Annotated in this window: 17 protein-coding genes; 6 read left to right on the top strand and 11 right to left on the bottom strand. The window is 69.3% G+C overall.

Annotated elements, in window-relative coordinates; all coding sequences use genetic code 11:
* The first annotated feature begins 168 nt into the window (after window positions 1–168).
* Window positions 169–1,386 carry a trypsin-like serine peptidase gene (locus PXH83_RS23970; RefSeq protein ID WP_274563071.1) on the top strand — a complete coding sequence of 406 codons (1,218 nt, stop codon included), beginning with the start codon at window positions 169–171 and terminating at the stop codon, window positions 1,384–1,386.
* A gap of 122 nt (window positions 1,387–1,508) precedes the next feature.
* The gene (locus tag PXH83_RS23965) at window positions 1,509–2,687 is read left to right on the top strand and encodes a trypsin-like serine peptidase (RefSeq protein ID WP_274563070.1); all 1,179 of its coding nucleotides are present in this window, start codon (window positions 1,509–1,511) and stop codon (window positions 2,685–2,687) included.
* An 84-nt stretch (window positions 2,688–2,771) separates the two neighbouring features.
* Here the strand turns inward: PXH83_RS23965 and hflX are convergent, their stop codons facing one another.
* The 6 genes from hflX to miaA form a co-directional block, all read right to left on the bottom strand.
* On the bottom strand, window positions 2,772–4,271 hold the full coding sequence (hflX, locus tag PXH83_RS23960) for a GTPase HflX (RefSeq protein ID WP_214929301.1): 1,500 nt from the start codon (window positions 4,269–4,271) through the stop codon (window positions 2,772–2,774).
* 181 nt (window positions 4,272–4,452) lie between these two features.
* Window positions 4,453–5,913 carry a M1 family metallopeptidase gene (locus PXH83_RS23955; RefSeq protein ID WP_274563068.1) on the bottom strand — a complete coding sequence of 487 codons (1,461 nt, stop codon included), beginning with the start codon at window positions 5,911–5,913 and terminating at the stop codon, window positions 4,453–4,455.
* Window positions 5,914–5,989: 76 nt separating this feature from the next.
* Complete coding sequence (locus tag PXH83_RS23950; protein ID WP_274563066.1) at window positions 5,990–8,101, bottom strand: RelA/SpoT family protein; 2,112 nt, start codon at window positions 8,099–8,101, stop codon at window positions 5,990–5,992.
* A gap of 170 nt (window positions 8,102–8,271) precedes the next feature.
* Window positions 8,272–9,150 carry a diaminopimelate epimerase gene (gene dapF, locus PXH83_RS23945; RefSeq protein ID WP_274563065.1) on the bottom strand — a complete coding sequence of 293 codons (879 nt, stop codon included), beginning with the start codon at window positions 9,148–9,150 and terminating at the stop codon, window positions 8,272–8,274.
* 82 nt (window positions 9,151–9,232) lie between these two features.
* Window positions 9,233–9,670 (bottom strand): hypothetical protein, encoded by a 438-nt coding sequence (locus PXH83_RS23940; protein WP_274565150.1) that lies wholly within the window; start codon window positions 9,668–9,670, stop codon window positions 9,233–9,235.
* A gap of 107 nt (window positions 9,671–9,777) precedes the next feature.
* Window positions 9,778–10,716: a tRNA (adenosine(37)-N6)-dimethylallyltransferase MiaA gene (gene miaA / locus PXH83_RS23935; protein ID WP_274563064.1), complete on the bottom strand. Its 939-nt coding sequence runs from the start codon at window positions 10,714–10,716 to the stop codon at window positions 9,778–9,780.
* A 183-nt stretch (window positions 10,717–10,899) separates the two neighbouring features.
* Between miaA and PXH83_RS23930 the strand changes: the two genes are divergently transcribed.
* Complete coding sequence (locus PXH83_RS23930) at window positions 10,900–11,160, top strand: hypothetical protein (protein ID WP_274563063.1); 261 nt, start codon at window positions 10,900–10,902, stop codon at window positions 11,158–11,160.
* Between the two features lie 24 nt (window positions 11,161–11,184).
* Window positions 11,185–11,439 (top strand): antitoxin, encoded by a 255-nt coding sequence (locus PXH83_RS23925; RefSeq protein WP_274563062.1) that lies wholly within the window; start codon window positions 11,185–11,187, stop codon window positions 11,437–11,439.
* A 97-nt stretch (window positions 11,440–11,536) separates the two neighbouring features.
* Here PXH83_RS23925 and PXH83_RS23920 read toward each other — a convergent pair whose 3' ends face one another.
* The 3 genes from PXH83_RS23920 to miaB all read right to left on the bottom strand — a co-directional run bounded on the left by PXH83_RS23920 (window position 11,537) and on the right by miaB (window position 14,129).
* Entirely contained in the window at window positions 11,537–12,289 is a 753-nt protein-coding gene (locus tag PXH83_RS23920) for a class III extradiol dioxygenase subunit B-like domain-containing protein (RefSeq protein WP_274563061.1), read from the bottom strand.
* A gap of 93 nt (window positions 12,290–12,382) precedes the next feature.
* Window positions 12,383–12,607, bottom strand: a complete 225-nt coding sequence (locus tag PXH83_RS23915) for a hypothetical protein (RefSeq protein WP_274563060.1) — start codon at window positions 12,605–12,607, stop codon at window positions 12,383–12,385.
* A gap of 34 nt (window positions 12,608–12,641) precedes the next feature.
* Window positions 12,642–14,129: a tRNA (N6-isopentenyl adenosine(37)-C2)-methylthiotransferase MiaB gene (gene miaB / locus PXH83_RS23910; RefSeq protein WP_274563058.1), complete on the bottom strand. Its 1,488-nt coding sequence runs from the start codon at window positions 14,127–14,129 to the stop codon at window positions 12,642–12,644.
* Between the two features lie 70 nt (window positions 14,130–14,199).
* On the opposite strand from miaB, the gene PXH83_RS23905 reads away from it, so the two are divergent.
* A complete protein-coding gene (locus PXH83_RS23905) occupies window positions 14,200–15,195 on the top strand; it encodes a TAXI family TRAP transporter solute-binding subunit (protein WP_274563056.1) in 996 nt (331 codons plus the stop codon).
* A gap of 10 nt (window positions 15,196–15,205) precedes the next feature.
* Here the strand turns inward: PXH83_RS23905 and PXH83_RS23900 are convergent, their stop codons facing one another.
* Together PXH83_RS23900 and PXH83_RS23895 are read right to left on the bottom strand one after the other, a co-directional pair.
* On the bottom strand, window positions 15,206–16,603 hold the full coding sequence (locus PXH83_RS23900) for a sensor histidine kinase (protein ID WP_274563054.1): 1,398 nt from the start codon (window positions 16,601–16,603) through the stop codon (window positions 15,206–15,208).
* Window positions 16,604–16,609: 6 nt separating this feature from the next.
* Window positions 16,610–17,314, bottom strand: coding sequence for a response regulator transcription factor (locus tag PXH83_RS23895; RefSeq protein ID WP_274563053.1), 705 nt, complete (start codon window positions 17,312–17,314; stop codon window positions 16,610–16,612).
* A 260-nt stretch (window positions 17,315–17,574) separates the two neighbouring features.
* On the opposite strand from PXH83_RS23895, the gene PXH83_RS23890 reads away from it, so the two are divergent.
* Window positions 17,575–18,360, top strand: coding sequence for an amino acid ABC transporter ATP-binding protein (locus PXH83_RS23890; protein ID WP_214929313.1), 786 nt, complete (start codon window positions 17,575–17,577; stop codon window positions 18,358–18,360).
* The last annotated feature ends 17 nt before the right edge of the window (window positions 18,361–18,377 follow it).

Raw genomic sequence — 18,377 nt, 5'->3', positions numbered from 1 at the left:
AATCAGAAGATCCTTACGTCGGGGGAACCACGGCCCTGCCGCATGCCGTCCCCATCGGCACCGGCATAGTGGGGTCCGGCCTTCGGCCCGGAGCTCTGCCGCCGGGCCGCAAAGCCGTGTTCAAAGAGTTCGCTGAAAAAGTTTTCGAAGTCCCAGGGGGATCACGACATGCGACCCATTCGCCCGACCTTCGCAGCACGTGGTGGGAGGAGTGCGCGTCGCCGAACCTCTCCTGTGCTGGCTGCTGTCGGCCTCACCGCCGCCCTTGCGCTGACCGCCACCGCGTGCGGTCCGAGCGAGGACAACGCGGGCGGCGAGCCGACCGCCTCCGCGAGCCAGTCCGCCGACAACAAGATCACCATCCCGGACGATCTGAAGGACCGGCTCAAGGAGCACGGCGTCGACCTGGACAAGTGGAAGAACGGCGCCTGGAAGGACTGGAGCAAGGACGACTGGCTCCGCGAGGCCGAGGACTACATCAACCCGATCATCGAGGACCTGTGGGACAAGGACCGGATGCGGGACGCGGAGCAGCCGGACAAGCCGGTGGACAACGACATTTCCGGTGACGAGGGCGTCACCGACCCGACACCGGCTCCCGTCCGGGCGCAGCCTGTGAAGACCCCGTACCGCGAGAACGCTCCCGAGTCCGGGAAGGTCTTCTTCGACGGCCCCGAGGGCTCGATGGTCTGCTCGGCGACCGTCATCAAGGACCCGGCGCATCCTGGCAAGTCCAACATGGTGTGGACCGCCGGGCATTGTGTGCACGCCGGCAAGAAGGGCGGCTGGTACCGCAACATCGCCTTCGTCCCGTCGTACAACGACAACGGGAAGGCGGCCGCGGAGATCGAGGGCGCACCCAAGAACGAGATCACTCCGCACGGCGTGTGGTGGGGCGACTGGGCGCAGACGTCCGATCAGTGGATCGCCCAGGGCGGCCCGACAGGCGGCGAGGGTGCGCCGTACGACTTCGCGGTGCTGCACGTCACCCCGGAGAAGGGCAATGGCAAGTCTCTTGAGGAGACGGTCGGTTCGGCGCTTCCGGTGGAATTCAACGCCCCGGCCGCCACGGAGATCGACGGCATGACGGCGACCGGCTACCCGGCCGCCCCGCCCTTCGACGGGCAGAAGAAGTTCCAGTGCGCCGACAAGCCGGGCCGCCTGTCCATCAAGGCCGGAGACCCGACGATGCACCGCATCGGCTGCACCATGACCGGCGGTTCTTCCGGCGGCGGCTGGACGGCTCTGGGCCAGGACGGCAAGCCTGCCCTGGTGTCCAACACCTCGATCGGCCCCGTGGAGGCCGGCTGGCTGGCCGGTCCGCGACTGGGCAAAGAAGCCAAGGGGATCTACGACTCGGTCAGCGACAAGTTCGCCAACCGCTAGGAAATCGCCTGGAGAGTGACCCTGGGTCAGGGGCCTTCGGCATACGCGCCGGAGGCCCTCACCTTGGCGGTCAACATGGCATGTTCAAGACATCATTTGTGCACTACAAGGAGACAATTTCCATGCGATCGATACGTCCGCTGCTGGCCGCAACCGGCATCGCCGCGGCCCTCGCGCTGACGGCCACTGCCTGCGGTCCCGGCGAGGACAAGGCGGCGGGCGCCGCCGCCGACAAGCCCGCCGCCTCAACGCCCGCCGGGGACAACGACGGTGCCATTCCCGCGGACCTGGCCGACAGGCTCAAGGAACAGGGCGTCGACATCGACAAGTGGAAGGACGGCGGCTGGAAGAACTGGGACAAGAAGGAGTGGCTGCGCGAGGCCAAGGACTTCGTCAATCCGGTCATCGAGGGCCTCTGGAAGCCCGAGCGGATGAAGACGGCGAAGGACCCTGCCAAGACGATGGCCGCCGGTGACGCCTCCGGCGGTCAGGGCGTCTCCGACCCGGAGCCCCGCCCTGTGAAGGCCGAGCGGGAGAAGACCCCGTACCACGACCATGCGGCCCCGGTCGGCAAGGTCTTCTTCGACTCCCCCAAGGGCTCGATGGTCTGCTCCGCGACCGTCATCAAGGACCCGAAGAACCCGGGCAAGTCCAACCTCGTGTGGACCGCCGGTCACTGCGTCCACGCAGGCCAGGGCGGCGGCTGGTACCGCAACATCGCCTTCGTCCCGTCGTACAACGACCTGGGCAAGTCACCTGCCGCGCTGAAAAATGCCCAGCAGCACGAGATCTCCCCGTACGGCATCTACTGGGCCGACTGGGTCTCCACCTCCGGTGAGTGGATCAACGACGGCGGTCCGACGGGCGGCGAGGGCGCTCCGTACGACTACGCCGTGATGCACGTGAAGCCGGAGAAGGGCGGCAAGTCCCTCGAGGAGACCGTCGGCAACGCCCTGCCGGTCAACTTCGCCGCTCCCGACACCAAGCGGATCAGCGCGATGGGCGCCTGGGGCTACCCGGCCGCGCCCCCGTACGACGGCCTGATCATGCACAAGTGCGTGGACCGTCCGACCCGCCTGTCGATCAGTCCTGCCACGCCCACGATGCACCGCATCGGCTGCAGCATGACCGGTGGCTCCTCGGGCGGCGGCTGGTTCGCCACTCAGCCGGACGGCAAGCTGGCACTGGTCTCCAACACCTCGATCGGCCCGGTCACTTCGGGCTGGCTCGCAGGCCCGCGCCTGGGCAAGGGCGCCGAGCAGATCTTCACCGCGATGAGCGAGAAGTACGGCAGCAAGTAGCCGCCGCAACGCATCGCGCGCCGCACAGCCCGAAGGCCCGCCCCCCTCACAACGAGGGGGCGGGCCTTCGGCCTTGCTCAGTTCTCAGCCGGCCACTGGCACATACGGCGCCAGCTCTGCCGCCAGCTCCTCATGCACGCGCACCTTGACCAGCGTGCCCTCCGGGGTGTGCTCCTCGGAGATCATCTCGCCTTCGGCGTGCGCCCGCGAGACAAGACCGCCGCGCGTGTACGGCACGAGTGCCTCGATCTCGACCTCGGGCCTGGGCAGTTCGGAGTCGATGAGAGCCAGCAGCTCCGCCATGCCCGCGCCCGTACGGGCCGATACCGCGATCGCGTGCCGCTCGATGCGCAGCAGTCGCTGCAGTACGAGCGGATCCGCCGCGTCCGCCTTGTTGATCACGACGATCTCGGGCACGTCCGTCGCACCGACATCACGGATCACTTCCCGTACGGCCGCCAGCTGCTCGTCCGGCGCCGGGTGCGAACCGTCCACCACGTGCAGGATGAGGTCGGAGTCGCCGACCTCCTCCATCGTGGAGCGGAACGCCTCGACGAGATGGTGCGGCAGGTGCCGTACGAACCCGACGGTGTCCGCGAGCGTGTAGATCCGCCCGCTCGGCGTCTCCGCGCGGCGCACGGTCGGGTCGAGGGTGGCGAACAGCGCGTTCTCCACCAGTACACCCGCGCCCGTAAGCCGGTTGAGCAGCGAGGACTTGCCCGCGTTCGTGTATCCGGCGATCGCGACCGAGGGCACCTTGTTGCGCTTGCGCTCCTGCCGCTTGATGTCGCGGCCGGTCTTCATCTCCGCGATCTCCCGGCGCATCTTCGCCATCTTCTCGCGGATACGCCGACGGTCCGTCTCGATCTTGGTCTCACCGGGACCACGGGTCGCCATGCCGCCACCGCCGCCGGAGCCGGCGCCACCCATCTGACGGGACAGCGACTGACCCCAGCCGCGCAGCCGCGGCAGCATGTACTGCATCTGCGCGAGCGCGACCTGCGCCTTGCCCTCTCGGGACTTGGCGTGCTGGGCAAAGATGTCCAGGATCAGGGCGGTGCGGTCGACCACCTTGACCTTGACGACGTCTTCGAGGTGAATGAGCTGGCCGGGGCTGAGCTCACCGTCGCAGACGACGGTGTCGGCCCCGGTTTCGAGGACGATGTCGCGCAGCTCCTGTGCCTTGCCCGAGCCGATGTACGTGGCCGGGTCCGGCTTGTCACGGCGCTGGATCACACCGTCGAGCACCAGGGCACCCGCCGTCTCGGCGAGCGCGGCCAGCTCCGCGAGGGAGTTGTCCGCGTCCTGCACGGTCCCCGAGGTCCAGACGCCGACCAGCACCACACGCTCCAGGCGCAGCTGCCGGTACTCGACCTCTGTGACGTCCTCGAGCTCGGTGGAGAGGCCGGCCACACGTCGCAGCGCGGCGCGCTCCGAGCGCTCGTACTGCTCGCCGTCCCGCTCCCCGTCGATCTCGTGGCTCCAGGCGACGTCCTCTTCCATCAGGGCATCGGCCCGAAGGCTCTCGGTCAGGTTCTCCGTGAAGCTCTGCGCGTCCTTGGAAGGGGAAGAAGAGGAGGTCATTGGATCCTTACGTCGATAGGGTCAATAGAAAAGTCCGTTACAGCAGTCACAACGCGTGACGGTCCCGGAAGATTCCCGAAGATCTCCGAGGTCTCCCGCACCACCGTCCCGGCCGCGCTGCCGACCCGTTGATAGTGGCACGGTGCGCCCCGGGCCGTCACTCCGGTTTTCCCCTGCGGCATCAGCCCTTCGCGGGCGCCTGCCCGCTCCGCCATTCCGGGTGCCCCGGCATCGGCGGCGTCTTCTCTCCGTACAGCCACTTCTGGAAGAACCCGGACAGGTCCCGTCCCGCGAGCCGGGAGGCCAGCCCCGTGAAGTCGCGCGTTGTCGCGGTGGCGTCACGATGGTCACGGACCCACTGCCGCTCCAGCTTCCCGAAGGCGTCCTCCCCGATCTCCTGGCGCAGTGCGTAGAGCACCAAGGCGCTGCCGTCGTAGACGATCGGCCGGAAGAGGCTGATCTTCTGGCCGGGGGCGGGGGGCTTGGGCGCGGCGGGCGGGCCGGCGTCCGCCCGCCACCCGTCCGACTGCATGTACGCGCTGCGCATCCTCGCCTCCAGTGACCGCCCCGCATGCTCCTGGGAGTACAGGGCCTCGTACCAGGAGGCGTGTCCTTCGTTGAGCCACAGGTCGGACCAGGTGCGCGGCGTGACACTGTTGCCGAACCACTGGTGCGCCAGCTCGTGCACCATGATCGAGTCGACGTACCAGGCAGGGAACCTGCGCCGCGTGAACAGTGACCGTTCGAACAGCGACAGCGTCTGTGTCTCCAGCTCGAACCCGGTCTCCGCGTCGGCCACGAGCAGGCCGTACGTCTCGAACGGGTAGCGGCCGACCTGCCGCTCCATCCACTCCACCTGTCCCGGCGTCTTCTTCAGCCACGGTTCGAGCAGCTCGCGGTCCGCCGTTGGCACCACATCCCGTACGGGCAGCCCGTGCGGCCCCTTCCTGTGCACCACGGTCGAGCGGCCGAGAGAGACCTGGGCGAGTTCGGTGGCCATGGGGTGGCCTGTCCGGTACGCCCAGGTGGTATGGCCGGACGCGCTTACGGGCTCCCCTGCCGGCAGGCCGTTGGCCACTGCCGTCATGCCCTCGGGGGCGGTGACACGGAAGGTGAAGTACGCCTTGTCGGCCGGGTGGTCATTGCACGGAAAGACGCGGTGGGCGGCGTCGGCCTGGTTGGCCATGGCCAGACCGTCGCGGGTGCGCACCCAGCCGCTGTCCCCGCCCGCCTTGGCTGCCGGGTCACTGGTGTGCTTCACGGTGATCGACAGGGGCCCGGACCGCCGCACCGGCTCGGCGGGTGTGACGACCAGGTCCTCGCCCGTGGAGCTGAAGTCTGCGCGGTCTCCGTTCACCTCGACCGACGTGACTGTGCCGCGCGCGAAGTCGAGGTTGAACCGGTCGAGGCGTTCCTTGGCAAGGGCGTCGATTTTCGTGACGGCGTCCAGCGGCTTGCTGTTGCTGCCGCCGTACGTGAAGGCAATGTCGTACGAGAGGACGTCATAGCCGGGGTTTCCCAGGTGAGGGAAGAGCGGATCGCCGATGCCGAGCGGCACAGGCGGGGGCAGGGTCGCGGCGATGAGGGTGGCCGATGCGCCGGTCAGCAGGGCGGCGCGCAGGCGCCGGGATGTAAGTAGCATGAATTACCGCTACCAACTTGCGCCGCACAGAACGCGAGGCGTTCATCGCACCCACCCGAAAGAGCGGCGCGTTCGATCAAGCCGTCGCGGGATGCTGAGCGCGGCTCACGTCGTACACGCCGGGCACCTCTCGCATCGCGCGCATAAGCCCCGGGAGGCCTCCCGCGTCCGGGAGTTGAAGGGTGTAGGTGTGCCTGACGCGCTGCTCGCTCGGCGGCTCGACGGTGGCCGAGACAACGGCCGCGCCGGCCGTGGCGATGGCCTCGGTCAGATCGGCGAGGAGCCGGGGCCTCCCGAACGACTCGGCGACCAGGGTGACGCGGCAGTCGCCCGTGGCCAGCCAGCGCACCCCGACACGCTCCCGCCCCCGGGCCTCCATCCGGCCCACCGCCGGGCACTCCTCGCGGTGCACGGTGACGACGCCGCCGCGCACGGCGAAGCCGGTGACGGCGTCGGGCGGTACGGGCGTACAGCAGCCCGCGAGCCGTACGGTCGCGTCCGGCAGGTCCACGACGGCGTTCTCGACGGCCGGGCGCCCCGAATGGGCGACGGGGGGCGCAGTCGCAGCGGCCTCTCCCGCGGTCCGGGGCGCCGTCGGCTGCCCGCCAGAGGTGCGGAATTCGCTCTCCGGGTGGGCGGCGAGCCAGCCGGTGATGGGGATTCGCGCGGCGGGCGTACGGGCGTGGTCGAGCCAGTCGGGCGAGGGCCCTGAGCCGCTGTCGTGGGCGAGCAGCAGTTGCACCGTGTCACCGTCGCCGAGGACGGTGCTGAGCGTCGCCAGGCGGCCGTTGACGCGCGCGCCGATGCAGCCGTGCGCCGCCTCGCCGTACTGCGCGTACGCAGCGTCCACACAGCTGGCGCCGGCCGGCAGCCCCAGCGTGCCGCCGTCCGAGCGGAACACGGTGATCTCCCCGTCCTGCGCCAGGTCCGCCCGCAGCGATGTCCAGAAGGTGTCCGGGTCGGGTGTGGACTCCTGCCACTCCAGCAGCCGGGAGAGCCAGCCGGGACGGGTGGGGTCGGCGCGCTCACCTTCGACAGTGGGCTCGGGGCCCTCGGTCGGCGCGTACGGATTGCCGAGGGCTACGACGCCCGCCTCCGCCACCTTGTGCATCTGGTGCGTACGGATGAGGATTTCGGCGACCTGGCCGTCCGGGCTCGCGACCGCTGTGTGCAGCGACTGGTAGAGGTTGAATTTGGGCGTCGCGATGAAGTCCTTGAATTCGGAGATCACCGGTGTGAAGCAGGTGTGCAGTTCGCCGAGCACGCCGTAGCAGTCGGCGTCCTCTCCGACGAGGACCAGCAGGCGGCCGAAGTCCGTGCCGCGCAGTTCACCGCGTTTGAGCCTGACGCGGTGCACGGAGACGAAGTGCCGTGGCCTGACGAGCACTTCGGCCGCCAGGTCCGCATCCCGCAGTACCTCTCTGACCTCCTCCGCGATGACGCCCAGGGGGTCCCCCGCGGTGGCGTCGGCGGCGATGAGGGCGCGGGTGTTCTCGTACTCCTCGGGGTGGAGGATCGCGAAGACCAAATCTTCCAGCTCGGTCTTGAGGGCCTGTACTCCGAGGCGCTCGGCGAGGGGGATCAGGACGTCGCGGGTGACCTTGGCGATGCGGGCCTGCTTCTCGGGGCGCATGACGCCGAGGGTGCGCATGTTGTGCAGGCGGTCGGCGAGTTTGATGGACATGACCCGGACGTCGTTGCCGGTCGCCACGAGCATCTTGCGGAAGGTCTCGGGCTCGGCGGCGGCACCGTAGTCGACCTTTTCGAGTTTCGTCACGCCGTCGACGAGGAAGCAGACCTCTTCGCCGAACTGCGTCCGCACTTGATCGAGCGTCACATCGGTGTCTTCGACGGTGTCGTGGAGGAGCGCCGCGGTCAGCGTCGTGGTCTCGGCGCCGAGTTCGGCGAGGATCAGCGTCACGGCAAGCGGGTGCGTGATGTACGGCTCGCCGCTCTTGCGCATCTGTCCCCGGTGCGAGGACTCCGCCAGTACGTACGCCCTGCGCAGGATGGTGAGATCGGCGTCGGGGTGGTGGGCGCGGTGGGCCTCCGCGACATGGCCGATGGCGTCGGGCAGCCGGTCCCGCGATGTGGGGCCGAGGGCGACACGGCCGAGTCTGCGGATGTCGATCCTGGCGCGAGCGCGCATGCGGCTGGGGGCACCAGGATTGGTGGCCTCTGCACTCATGGGGCACCTCCGGGCGGCGTCGACCGGTGGCGGACGGGTGGACCCGCGTCCCCAGCCGGTGCTTGATGCTACCGAGCCCACCACGCGCTGCAGTCCCGCTCTTGCTCAGCGTGAACCGGATCACCCATTCGAGCGAAGCTCTATGCGACACCCGTTTCCTGAGGTGTTTCCTACCGGGCGGGGGCGAGCCAGTCGGGGTCGATCGTGCCCTCGGCCACGATCACGGCCGGGCCGGTCATCTCGATCGCTCCGTCGGGGTGCTCGGTGATCACCAGGCGCCCTCCGGGGAGGTCCACGGTGTACGCCACGGGGGCACCGGTGGCGGAGGGGTCGGCGCCGTCCCTGCGGGCGGCCGCGACGGCGACGGCGCAGGCGCCCGTACCGCAGGAGCGAGTTTCGCCGGAGCCGCGCTCGTGCACGCGCATCGCGACGTGGCGGGGGCCACGGTCGACGACGAACTCGACGTTGACACCCTCCGGGTAGGCCGAGGCGGGGGTGAAGGGCGGTGCGGTGAGCAGGTCGCCCGCGTGCTCCAGGTCGTCGACGAAGGCAACAGCGTGCGGATTGCCCATGTTCACGTTGAGGGCGGGCCACTCGCGGGCTCCGACAGAGACCGTGACGTCGCCTTCCGGGAGCACGGCCCGGCCCATGGAAACGGTGATCTCGCCGCCCGCGTCCGGCTTGGCGATGTGGACCCGCTTGACGCCGCCTCTGGTCGCGACCGCCAGGTCGCCCTCACCGACGAGACCTGCGCGCTGCAGGTAGTGGGCGAAGACGCGGACGCCGTTGCCGCACATCTCGGCGATCGAGCCGTCGGCGTTGCGGTAGTCCATGAACCACTCGGCCGCGTCGGCCATCGACCGCGCCTCGGGGTGCGCGGCGGACCGTACGACATGCAGCAGACCGTCGCCGCCGATGCCGGCCCTGCGGTCGCAGAGTCTCGCGACGAGAGACGCGGGCAGGTCGACGGTGTTGTCCGGGTCCGGGACGATCACGAAGTCGTTCTCGGTCCCGTGGCCCTTGAGGAAGGCGATCGGCGAGGTGCTCACGGCGTCAATCGTACGGGGCGGGTACGACAGCCGGACGGCCGGTGAGGCCGTCAGGGGGGCAGCCGGTGCGCGGGGCAGCCGGTCAGCGGAGCCGCGCCACGCGCCAGACGGCCAGCGCGACAAGCCCCGCGCCCACGGCGACGTACAGCGCGATCATCCGCCAGTCGGAGCGCTTGCCCGAGTCCTTGGACGGCAGGCCCGGCCAGGTGTGTCCGACGCGGCGGGCGGCCATCATGCCCCAGCCGGCGGCACAGCAACTGATCAGCAGTCCCAGCATGGCGACGACCGCTCCGCCGTCGCCGAATTCGAAGGCGAGCGGGAAGGCGAACATCAGGGAGCCCATCGCGGCGAGCCCCACGATCGGCGCGAGCTGCCAGATCCGCAGGCGTCGCTGCGGTCGCAGTTCGACCTCGACCTCGGCACCCGGATCGGTCCCGGCCGCCACTTCCTGCTCGTCCGGCCCGTCGGGGCTCAACCGGTCCGGATCTTCCTGTGCTCTGTCACGAGGGCCGGCTTCCATCGCCACGCGCCCTCCCAACTTGGACTCCACTGGTCGATCGAAGCTTGATGATGGCACGGGCCCAGGCACCCTGATGACGGGCGGAGCGTCCCGATGCCATCACGTGATCAGGCTGTAACCGCTCGTTCGACCAACGCCAGCGCCCGATGCGGGAGTTCCGCGCGGTCCTCGGCCGCGCCGCTCAGCCAGTGCACACGGGGGTCCCGGCGGAACCAGGAATCCTGACGGCGTGCGAATCGCTTGGTGGCGCGTACGGTCTCGGCGCGCGCCTCCTCCTCGGTGCACTCGCCCGCCAGAGCGGCCAGCACCTGCTGATACCCGAGTGCGCGCGCCGCTGTACGCCCGTCCCGCAGCCCCTGTGCCTCCAGCGTCCGCACCTCGTCCACGAGCCCCGCCTCCCACATGCGGTCGACGCGCACGGTGATGCGCTCGTCGAGCTCGGGGCGGGCCACGTCGACGCCGATCTGGACGGTGTCGTACACCGGGTCGGGGCCGGGAAGATTGGCCGTAAATGGCTTACCGGTGATTTCAATCACTTCGAGTGCGCGGACGATACGGCGGCCGTTGCTCGGCAGGATGGCGCGGCCGGCGTCGGGGTCGGCGACGGCGAGCCGGGCGTGCAGCACGCCGGGGCCGCGCAGCGTCAGCTCGTCCTCCAGGCGGGCCCGTACGGCGGGGTCGGTGCCGGGGAATTCGAGAGCGTCGATGGCCCCTCGTACGTACAGCCCCGAGCCGCCGACAAGGACAGGCGTACGGCCTTCGGCGAGCAGCCGGTCGATCTCCGCGCGGGCGAGCCTCTGGTACTCCGCGACGCTCGCCGCCTCGGTGACGTCCCAGATGTCGAGGAGGTGGTGCGGGATGCCGCCGCGCTCTTCGGGCGTCAGCTTGGCGGTGCCAATATCCATCCCCCGGTAGAGCTGCATGGAATCGGCGTTGACGACTTCGCCGCCGAAATGCTGGGCAAGGGCGACGCCCAGATCGGACTTTCCGGCTGCCGTGGGGCCGACAACGGCGATGACCCGCGGTGCGGGAGCTGCAGTTCTCACTGCCCCAGTCTCGCAAACCCCGGGGCCCCTCCCCGAACGAGCGACGTGACGGCACGCGTCCGGGTTCGTTGCCTGTTGCGAGGTTCCGACCGCCGGTTTACGGACCGGTGCCCCCGGGCGACGCAATGAGCCGCTCCGGACAGGCGCGGACTTCGCCCACACGAGTAAGGTAATGGAGTAGATATGGGCGTTTTTTCAAGGTTTCGCCGCAAGTCCAAGGACGCCGCTGAGGCGTCAACCGAGGAGGCACAGGCCGCCACGCTGACGGCCGAGTCCGCCGAGGAAGCGGAAGTGGAAGGACCGGAAGCCGCAGAAGCAGCCGAAAAGGCCGCCGCCGAGGACTCCGATGACGCTTCCGCTGCCGCCGAGGGTGTGGAGATTCCGAAGCAGCAGTCTGCGGAGGAAGTGGCGGACAGTGAGGCCGGAGAGAGCGCCCGTAAGTAGTCCTCCGAAGAGCGAAGGTGTTCCATGGGCTTCCTGGATTCGTTGAAGGCCAAGCTTGCCCCTGCTACGGACAAGGTCTCGAACCTCGCCCAGCAACACGAGGGCAAGATTGAACACGGCCTGGACAAGGCCGCCAAGGCGGTCGACAGCAGGACCAAGGGCAAGTACAGCAGTCGGATCGAGTCCGGTACGGACAAGGCCAAGCACGCCCTGGACCGCATCGCGCACAAGGGCGACGGCAGCGGCACCCCACCGCCGCCGCCTCCTCCTGCCCCGTAAGTGCAGCAACGGCGGACGGCTGTGGAGCAACGTCGCTCCACAGCCGTCCGCCGTTGCTCGTGTGCCGGGCTGCTGCCTTATGGCCAGACGCCGGTCCTTACGACCAGACGGCCACGAAATACCCGACCCCGTACGGGGCGTCCTCGTACAGCAGCTGTCCGGCCAGCCCCGCGCCCTCCGCGGCGCCCGCCAGGACCTGCCAGGGTCCAAGACCTGCGACCTTGAGCTCGTACGCCAGCTGCTCGTCCAGCGCCATCAGGGCAGCCGTGTCGGCAGCGCCCAGCGCGCGGGCCACCTCTGCGTCGAAGCCGGCGGCCCTCTCGTCCAGATAACCGGGCGCCTTGACCGTCCGGCAGGCGGTGCCGTCGCCCATCACAAGGAGGGCGACCCGGTCGGCGCGACCGGCAAGCTCCCGCCCGGTCTCCGCACGCCGGTCGCCCGCCAGGGGCTCTCCGACGCCCAGCCCCTCGACGGGGACGTCGAACCGTTCCGTACGGGCGAGCAGCCAGGAGCCCACTGCCAGCGACTGCGGAAGCTCGCGCTCCGTGGCACTCCCCGGGGCACCCTCCCCGGCGCTCTGCCGCGTGCGCTCCGGAGCCGCCGTACCGAGGCGCACAGCGAGGTCCACACCGAGGCCCTTGAAGCTGCCTGCAGCGCCCTGCGGGTAGATCCCCCTGCCGTCCTGTCCAGCGGGCCCTACCACGACGAGCAGGTCCGGACGGGACGCTGCCAGCACCCCCAGGGCGTCGGCGCATGCGGTCCGTGCGGCGTCGAGTTCCGGTGCGGCGCCGGCGGCCACCTCGGGAACGAGGAGCGGCGGACAGGGGCATACGGCGGCGGCGACAAGCATGCCCGGCAGCCTAACGCCCGTCGGTCCGTACGCCCGTCAGTCCGTGGCGCCGGAGTCCCACTCCAGCTCACAGGCCATGAAGCGGTACGGGAACTACTGGCCCGAGGCCCCGTCGCCGATCAGCACCCAGCCGTCCACCGTGCGGTATATCCGGGTCCGCTTCGGCTGCATCGGATGCTTGGGCCGGTAGAGGCGCACCAGCTCACGCAGGTGCGCCTCGGCATCCTCCCGAGTGCCGTCAACCGTGGCCAGCAGCTCCAGCGGTATGTACTCGCCGTGCCGCGCCGGCTTGTCCAGCAGCAGTCCCCATCGGGCCACGCCCAGTCCCCCCGTGGTGTGGTTGTCGCGACGGTCAGTCGCAGCCGCAGCCACCCGTGGCCGCGGGCTGCGGCGCCGGTGCGCCGATCGACGGCAGGCCCAGCATGACGCCGGCCGGCTTGGCGGCGGCGGCCGTGTTGCGCTTCTCCCAGGCGTCGCCGGCGCGGGTGCGACGTACGGCCTTCGACGGGCCTTCGGCCAGCAGGTGGTGCGGCGCGGCGTAGGTGATCTCGACCGTCACCACATCGCCGGGGCGCACGTCCTCGTCCGGCTTCGTGAAGTGAACGAGTCGGTTGTCGCGGGCGCGGCCCGAGAGGCGGTGCGTGGCGCCGTCCTTGCGGCCCTCGCCCTCGGCGACCATGACGTCCAGGGTCCGGCCGATCTGCTTCTTGTTCTCCTCCCAGGAGATCTCCTCCTGGAGGGCGACCAGGCGCATGTAGCGCTCCTGGACGACTTCCTTGGGGATCTGGTCCTCCATGGTGGCCGCCGGGGTCCCGGGGCGCTTGGAGTACTGGAAGGTGAAGGCCTGCGCGAAACGCGCCTCGCGGACCACGTGCATCGTCTGCTCGAAGTCCTCCTCGGTCTCGCCGGGGAAGCCCACGATGATGTCGGTGGAGATGGCGGCGTGCGGCATCGCGGCACGCACCTTGTCGATGATGCCGAGGAAGCGGTCCTGCCGGTACGAGCGGCGCATCGCCTTGAGCACCGTGTCCGAGCCGGACTGGAGCGGCATGTGCAGCTGCGGCATGACATTCGGCGTCTCGGCCATCGCCGCGATCACGTCGTCCGTGAAGTCGCGGGGGTGCGGCGAGGTGAAGCGGACGCGCTCCAGGCCTTCGATCTTCCCGCAGGCGCGCAGCAGCTTGCTGAAGGCCTCGCGGTCGCCGATGTCGGACCCGTACGCGTTGACGTTCTGGCCGAGCAGGGTGATCTCGGAGACGCCCTCGGCGACCAGTGCCTCGATCTCGGCGAGGATGTCGCCGGTCCTGCGGTCCTTCTCCTTGCCGCGCAGGGCGGGGACGATGCAGAAGGTGCAGGTGTTGTTGCAGCCGACGGAGATGGACACCCAGGCGGCGTACGCGCTCTCGCGCCGCGTCGGCAGCGTGGAGGGGAAGGCCTCCAGCGACTCGGCGATCTCGACCTGCGCCTCTTCCTGGATGCGGGCGCGCTCCAGCAGCACCGGCAGCTTGCCGATGTTGTGCGTACCGAAGACCACGTCGACCCAGGGGGCCTTCTTGACGATGGTGTCGCGGTCCTTCTGGGCGAGGCAGCCGCCGACGGCGATCTGCATGCCGGGCCGCTTCGTCTTCATCGGGGCGAGCCGGCCGAGGTTGCCGTACAGCTTGTTGTCGGCGTTCTCCCGCACCGCGCAGGTGTTGAAGACGACGACATCGGCGTCACCGTCGGCGCCCTCGGGCGCCCGTACATATCCCGCGCCCTCCAGGAGGCCCGACAGCCGCTCGGAGTCGTGGACGTTCATCTGGCACCCGTAAGTGCGCACCTCGTATGTCTTCTCGCTCATCTCGCTCACCAGGGTACGGGGCCCGGCACCCCCTGGTCTCCGAGGGGAGTGAACTGGCAGGATCGCGCGCATGCCCCAAGCCCTCCCCCGTATCAGCCGCCGACGCGCCCTCAAGGGCTCGGTCGCGGCACTTGTGCTGTCCGGGCTGCTGATGTGGTGGCTCGTGCCGATGGGGGAGTCATCGCCGCGCGGAAAGATCACCTTCAGTACGGGCGTGACGACCGGGGTCTACCAGCGCTACGGCGAGCTGCTCGACGAGGCGGTGGCAGTCGATCTGCCCGGCGTGAGCATGCGGCTGCGCTCCAGCCAGGGCTCGCGGGAGAACCTCGCTCGCGTGGCGAACGGTGAGGCCGATTTCACCATCGCCACTACGGACGCCGTCGCGCAGTACAAGCAGGACGGCATGGAAAGCGCGGACCGGTTGCGCGGCTGTGCGCGGCTGTACGACGACTACGTGCAGCTCGTCGTGCCCAAGAGCTCCAAGGTGCGGTCCGCCGCCGGTCTGCGCGGCAAGCGGGTGGCCGTGGGCCAGGCCGGTTCCGGCGTACGACTGGTGTCGAACCGGCTGCTCACGGCTGCCGGCCTGGATCCCGGGAAGGACATCACCCCCGTGTCGGTCGGCATCGACACCATGCCGGGGCTGCTGGAGAGGAAGGAGATCGACGCCTTCTTCTGGTCGGGTGGCCTGCCCACCACCGCCGTCAGGGAGCTGTCCGAGCGCTTCGCGATCCGGCTCGTACCGCTGGGCGGCCTGATAGACGAGCTGCATGCGGCGGGCGGTACGGCACGCCACTACCGGTCGGCCATGATGCCCGCCGACGCCTATGACAAGGCGCAGGACAAGGAGGCTGTGCCGACGGTGGCGGTCGCCAATCTGCTGGTGACCACGGACCGTACGGACGAGGAGCTCACCGAGGAGCTCACCCGTACCGTCATAAAGAACCGGGACCGCATCGGCAATGAGGTACACGCGGCGCAGCTGGTGGACCTGCGGACCGCCATCTATACGGACCCCTTGTCGCTGCACGAAGGGGCTCAGCGCTACTACCAGTCGGTCAAGCCGTAGGGGCAGTCGGTCAGGCCGTAGGGGACGTGCGCGGGACCGTCACAGTGACGCGCAGGCCGTGGGGCTCGTTCGGGGCGTACGACATGGTGCCGCCGACCGCGAGGAGCAGGGCCCGCGAGATGGAGAGGCCGAGGCCCGATCCCTTGACGTTCTGGTGACGGGTACTGCGCCAGAAGCGGTCTCCGACGCGCTCCAGTTCGTCCTCGGTCAGGCCGGGGCCGCCGTCGGCGACGGTGATGGTGCAGGTCTCGCCGTTCGACGCGACTGCGACCGTGACCTCCTCGCCCTGCGGCGTGAACTTCAGAGCGTTGTCGATCACCGCGTCCAGGGCGCTGGAGAGCGCGACGAGGTCGCCCCAGGCGGTGACGGCCGCCGGGCCCTCGCGTGTGAGGCGTACGCCCTTGTCGTCCGCGAGAGGGCGCCAGGCGGCGACCCGTTCACAGGCCAGCTCGCCGATGTCGATGAGCTGGAGGTGGGCGGGGGCGTGCTCGGCCAGCGCCAGGTCCAGGAGGCTGTCGAGAACCTGGGCGAGGCGCATGCCCTCCGTACGGACGGAGGCGATCTCCTCGTTCCCCTCGGGGAGTTCGAGGGAGAGGAGCTCGATACGCAGGAGCAGGGCGGCCAGTGGATTGCGCAGCTGGTGGGAGGCGTCGGCGACGAAGGCGCGCTGCTGCTCCAGCACGTCCTCGACGTTGTCCGCCATCTCGTTGAACGACCGGGCCAGGCGTCGGAGTTCCGGTGGACCGCTCCCGGCTGCCACCCGTGAGTTCATCAGTCCGGTCGCGATGTCGTGGGTGGCCGCGTCCAGGACGCGTACGGGCCTGAGCACCCAGCCGGTCAGCCGGAACGCGGCGCCGACCGCGACCAGCATCGCCGCGAACTCGCCCGCGGCGATCACCAGCCAGCCACGCAGGATCCGCTCGCGCATCTGCCCGGTCGGCGAATCGGTGACCACGACCGCGACCACATCGCCGTCCCGTACGACCGGTGAGGCAACGATCAGGCGTCCGTCCTGCCAGGGCCAGACCTGTGCGGGATCGTGGCTGCGGCGCTTGTAGAGAGCCTCCTGGAAGGCGTCGCCCCCCTCGCCGGTCTTGGGGACGGTCCAGCTCACGGGGGCGCTGGCCATGGCATGACGGTCGCGGTAGAAGACTCCCGCATTGATCCCGTACACCTCGCTGTAGCTGGCGAGTTCGGTCTCCAGCGTCCTGCGACGCTCGTCCTGGCTGCTCTTCTTGCGTTCGGTGACGAACTGGGCGAGCGCCGCGAAGCGCGCGGTGTCGTCGATCCGGTCGACGACCACCCGCTGCTGCTGGGCCGCGGCCACGCTCACCGCGAGCGGGAAGCCCAGAGCAAGGAGCATCCCCGCGAGGAGGACGATGAGCAGGGGGAGAAGGCGGGTGCGCACGTGCCGTTACGGGCCTTGTACCGCGGCCGGGGCGACGAGCCGGTAGCCGACGCCGCGCACCGTCTCTATGAGCGCGGGCATCCGCAGCTTGGACCGCAAGGAGGCCACATGCACCTCCAGCGTGCGTCCCGTGCCTTCCCAACTCGTGCGCCACACCTCGCTGATGATCTGTTCCCGGCGGAAAACGACGCCGGGTCGCTGGGCGAGGAGGGCGAGCAGGTCGAATTCCTTGCGGGTCAGCTGGACCTCGCTGCCTCCGACGCTGACGCGGCGCGTGGGCAGTTCGATGTGTACGGACCCGAGCCGCACGGCAGGGTCGGCGGCGGGCGCGGGTACGTCGCCCGTCGTCTTGCGGCGGCTGACAGCGTGGATCCGGGCGAGCAGCTCACCGGTGTCGTACGGCTTGACGACGTAGTCGTCGGCGCCGAGGTTGAGGCCGTGGATGCGGGAGCGTACGTCCGCCCGCGCGGTCACCATGATCACGGGGGTGTCGGTGCGCTTACGGATCTTGCCGCACACCTCGTAGCCGTCCTGGTCGGGCAGCCCGAGATCGAGCAGTACGACGCCGAACGGTTCCTTCTCGGCAGGCAGCAGCGCCTGGAGGGCCTCCTCGCCGCTGCGGGCGTGGACGACCTGGAAGCCGTGTCTGGCGAGGATGGCAGAGAGGGCCGCGGCGACGTGGTTGTCGTCCTCGACGAGCAGCAGTCTCAAGAGCCCCCCTTCGGTGAAGTTGATGAACTGTTCGTGAATGCTCTCAAGGCATCCACGCCGATCCATCACGGCCCAGTCAAGGCCCTTCCCGTTACGGGCATGTTCCGTTATGGAGCCGTATCCCCGGCGGGAGTCCTGTTCACGCGGAGTGTCCGGTTGCAGCCGGATCGTTATGCTCAATTTCCGCTCAGATGTAATGACGCTGGTCGTAACGGCTGACTAGGGTCCTCCCCAACCGAGGAGGACGGAGCAAGAAGCCGATGAGCGGAGTTTCAGTGACCAAGGCCGCCGAGGACGCTGCCCCCGCAGCCGACGACCTGGTCGTGCTGAGCAACGTCAACAAGCACTTCGGCGCGCTGCATGTGCTCCAGGACATCGATCTGACCATCGCCAGTGGCGAGGTCGTGGTCGTCATCGGACCCTCCGGGTCCGGAAAGTCCACGCTGTGCCGCACCATCAACCGCCTGGAGACGATCGACTCGGGCGCGATATCGATCGACGGGAAGCCGCTGCCCCAGGAGGGCAAGGAGCTCGCCCGGCTGCGTGCCGACGTCGGCATGGTCTTCCAGTCGTTCAACCTCTTCGCACACAAGACGGTGCTGGAGAACGTCACGCTGGGCCAGATAAAGGTCCGCAAGACGGACAAGAAGGCGGCCGAGGAGAAGGCACGCGCCCTGCTCGACCGGGTGGGTGTCGGCTCACAGGCGGACAAGTACCCGGCACAGCTCTCGGGCGGCCAGCAGCAACGTGTGGCGATCGCACGGGCGTTGGCCATGGACCCCAAGGTCATGCTCTTCGACGAGCCCACTTCGGCGCTCGACCCGGAGATGATCAACGAGGTGCTGGAAGCCATGCAGCAGCTGGCGCGCGACGGAATGACGATGGTGGTCGTCACCCACGAGATGGGCTTCGCACGCTCGGCCGCCAACCGTGTCGTCTTCATGGCGGACGGCAAGATCGTCGAAGAAGCCACGCCGGACCAGTTCTTCAGCAACCCGCGCAGCGACCGGGCCAAGGACTTCCTGTCGAAGATCCTTCACCACTGACGACCAACGACCTACGA

The organism is Streptomyces spiramyceticus (assembly GCF_028807635.1).
GTDB lineage: Bacteria > Actinomycetota > Actinomycetes > Streptomycetales > Streptomycetaceae > Streptomyces > Streptomyces spiramyceticus.
The sequence above is the reverse complement of the archived record's forward strand: the minus strand, read 5'-3'. Positions and strand labels throughout refer to the sequence as shown.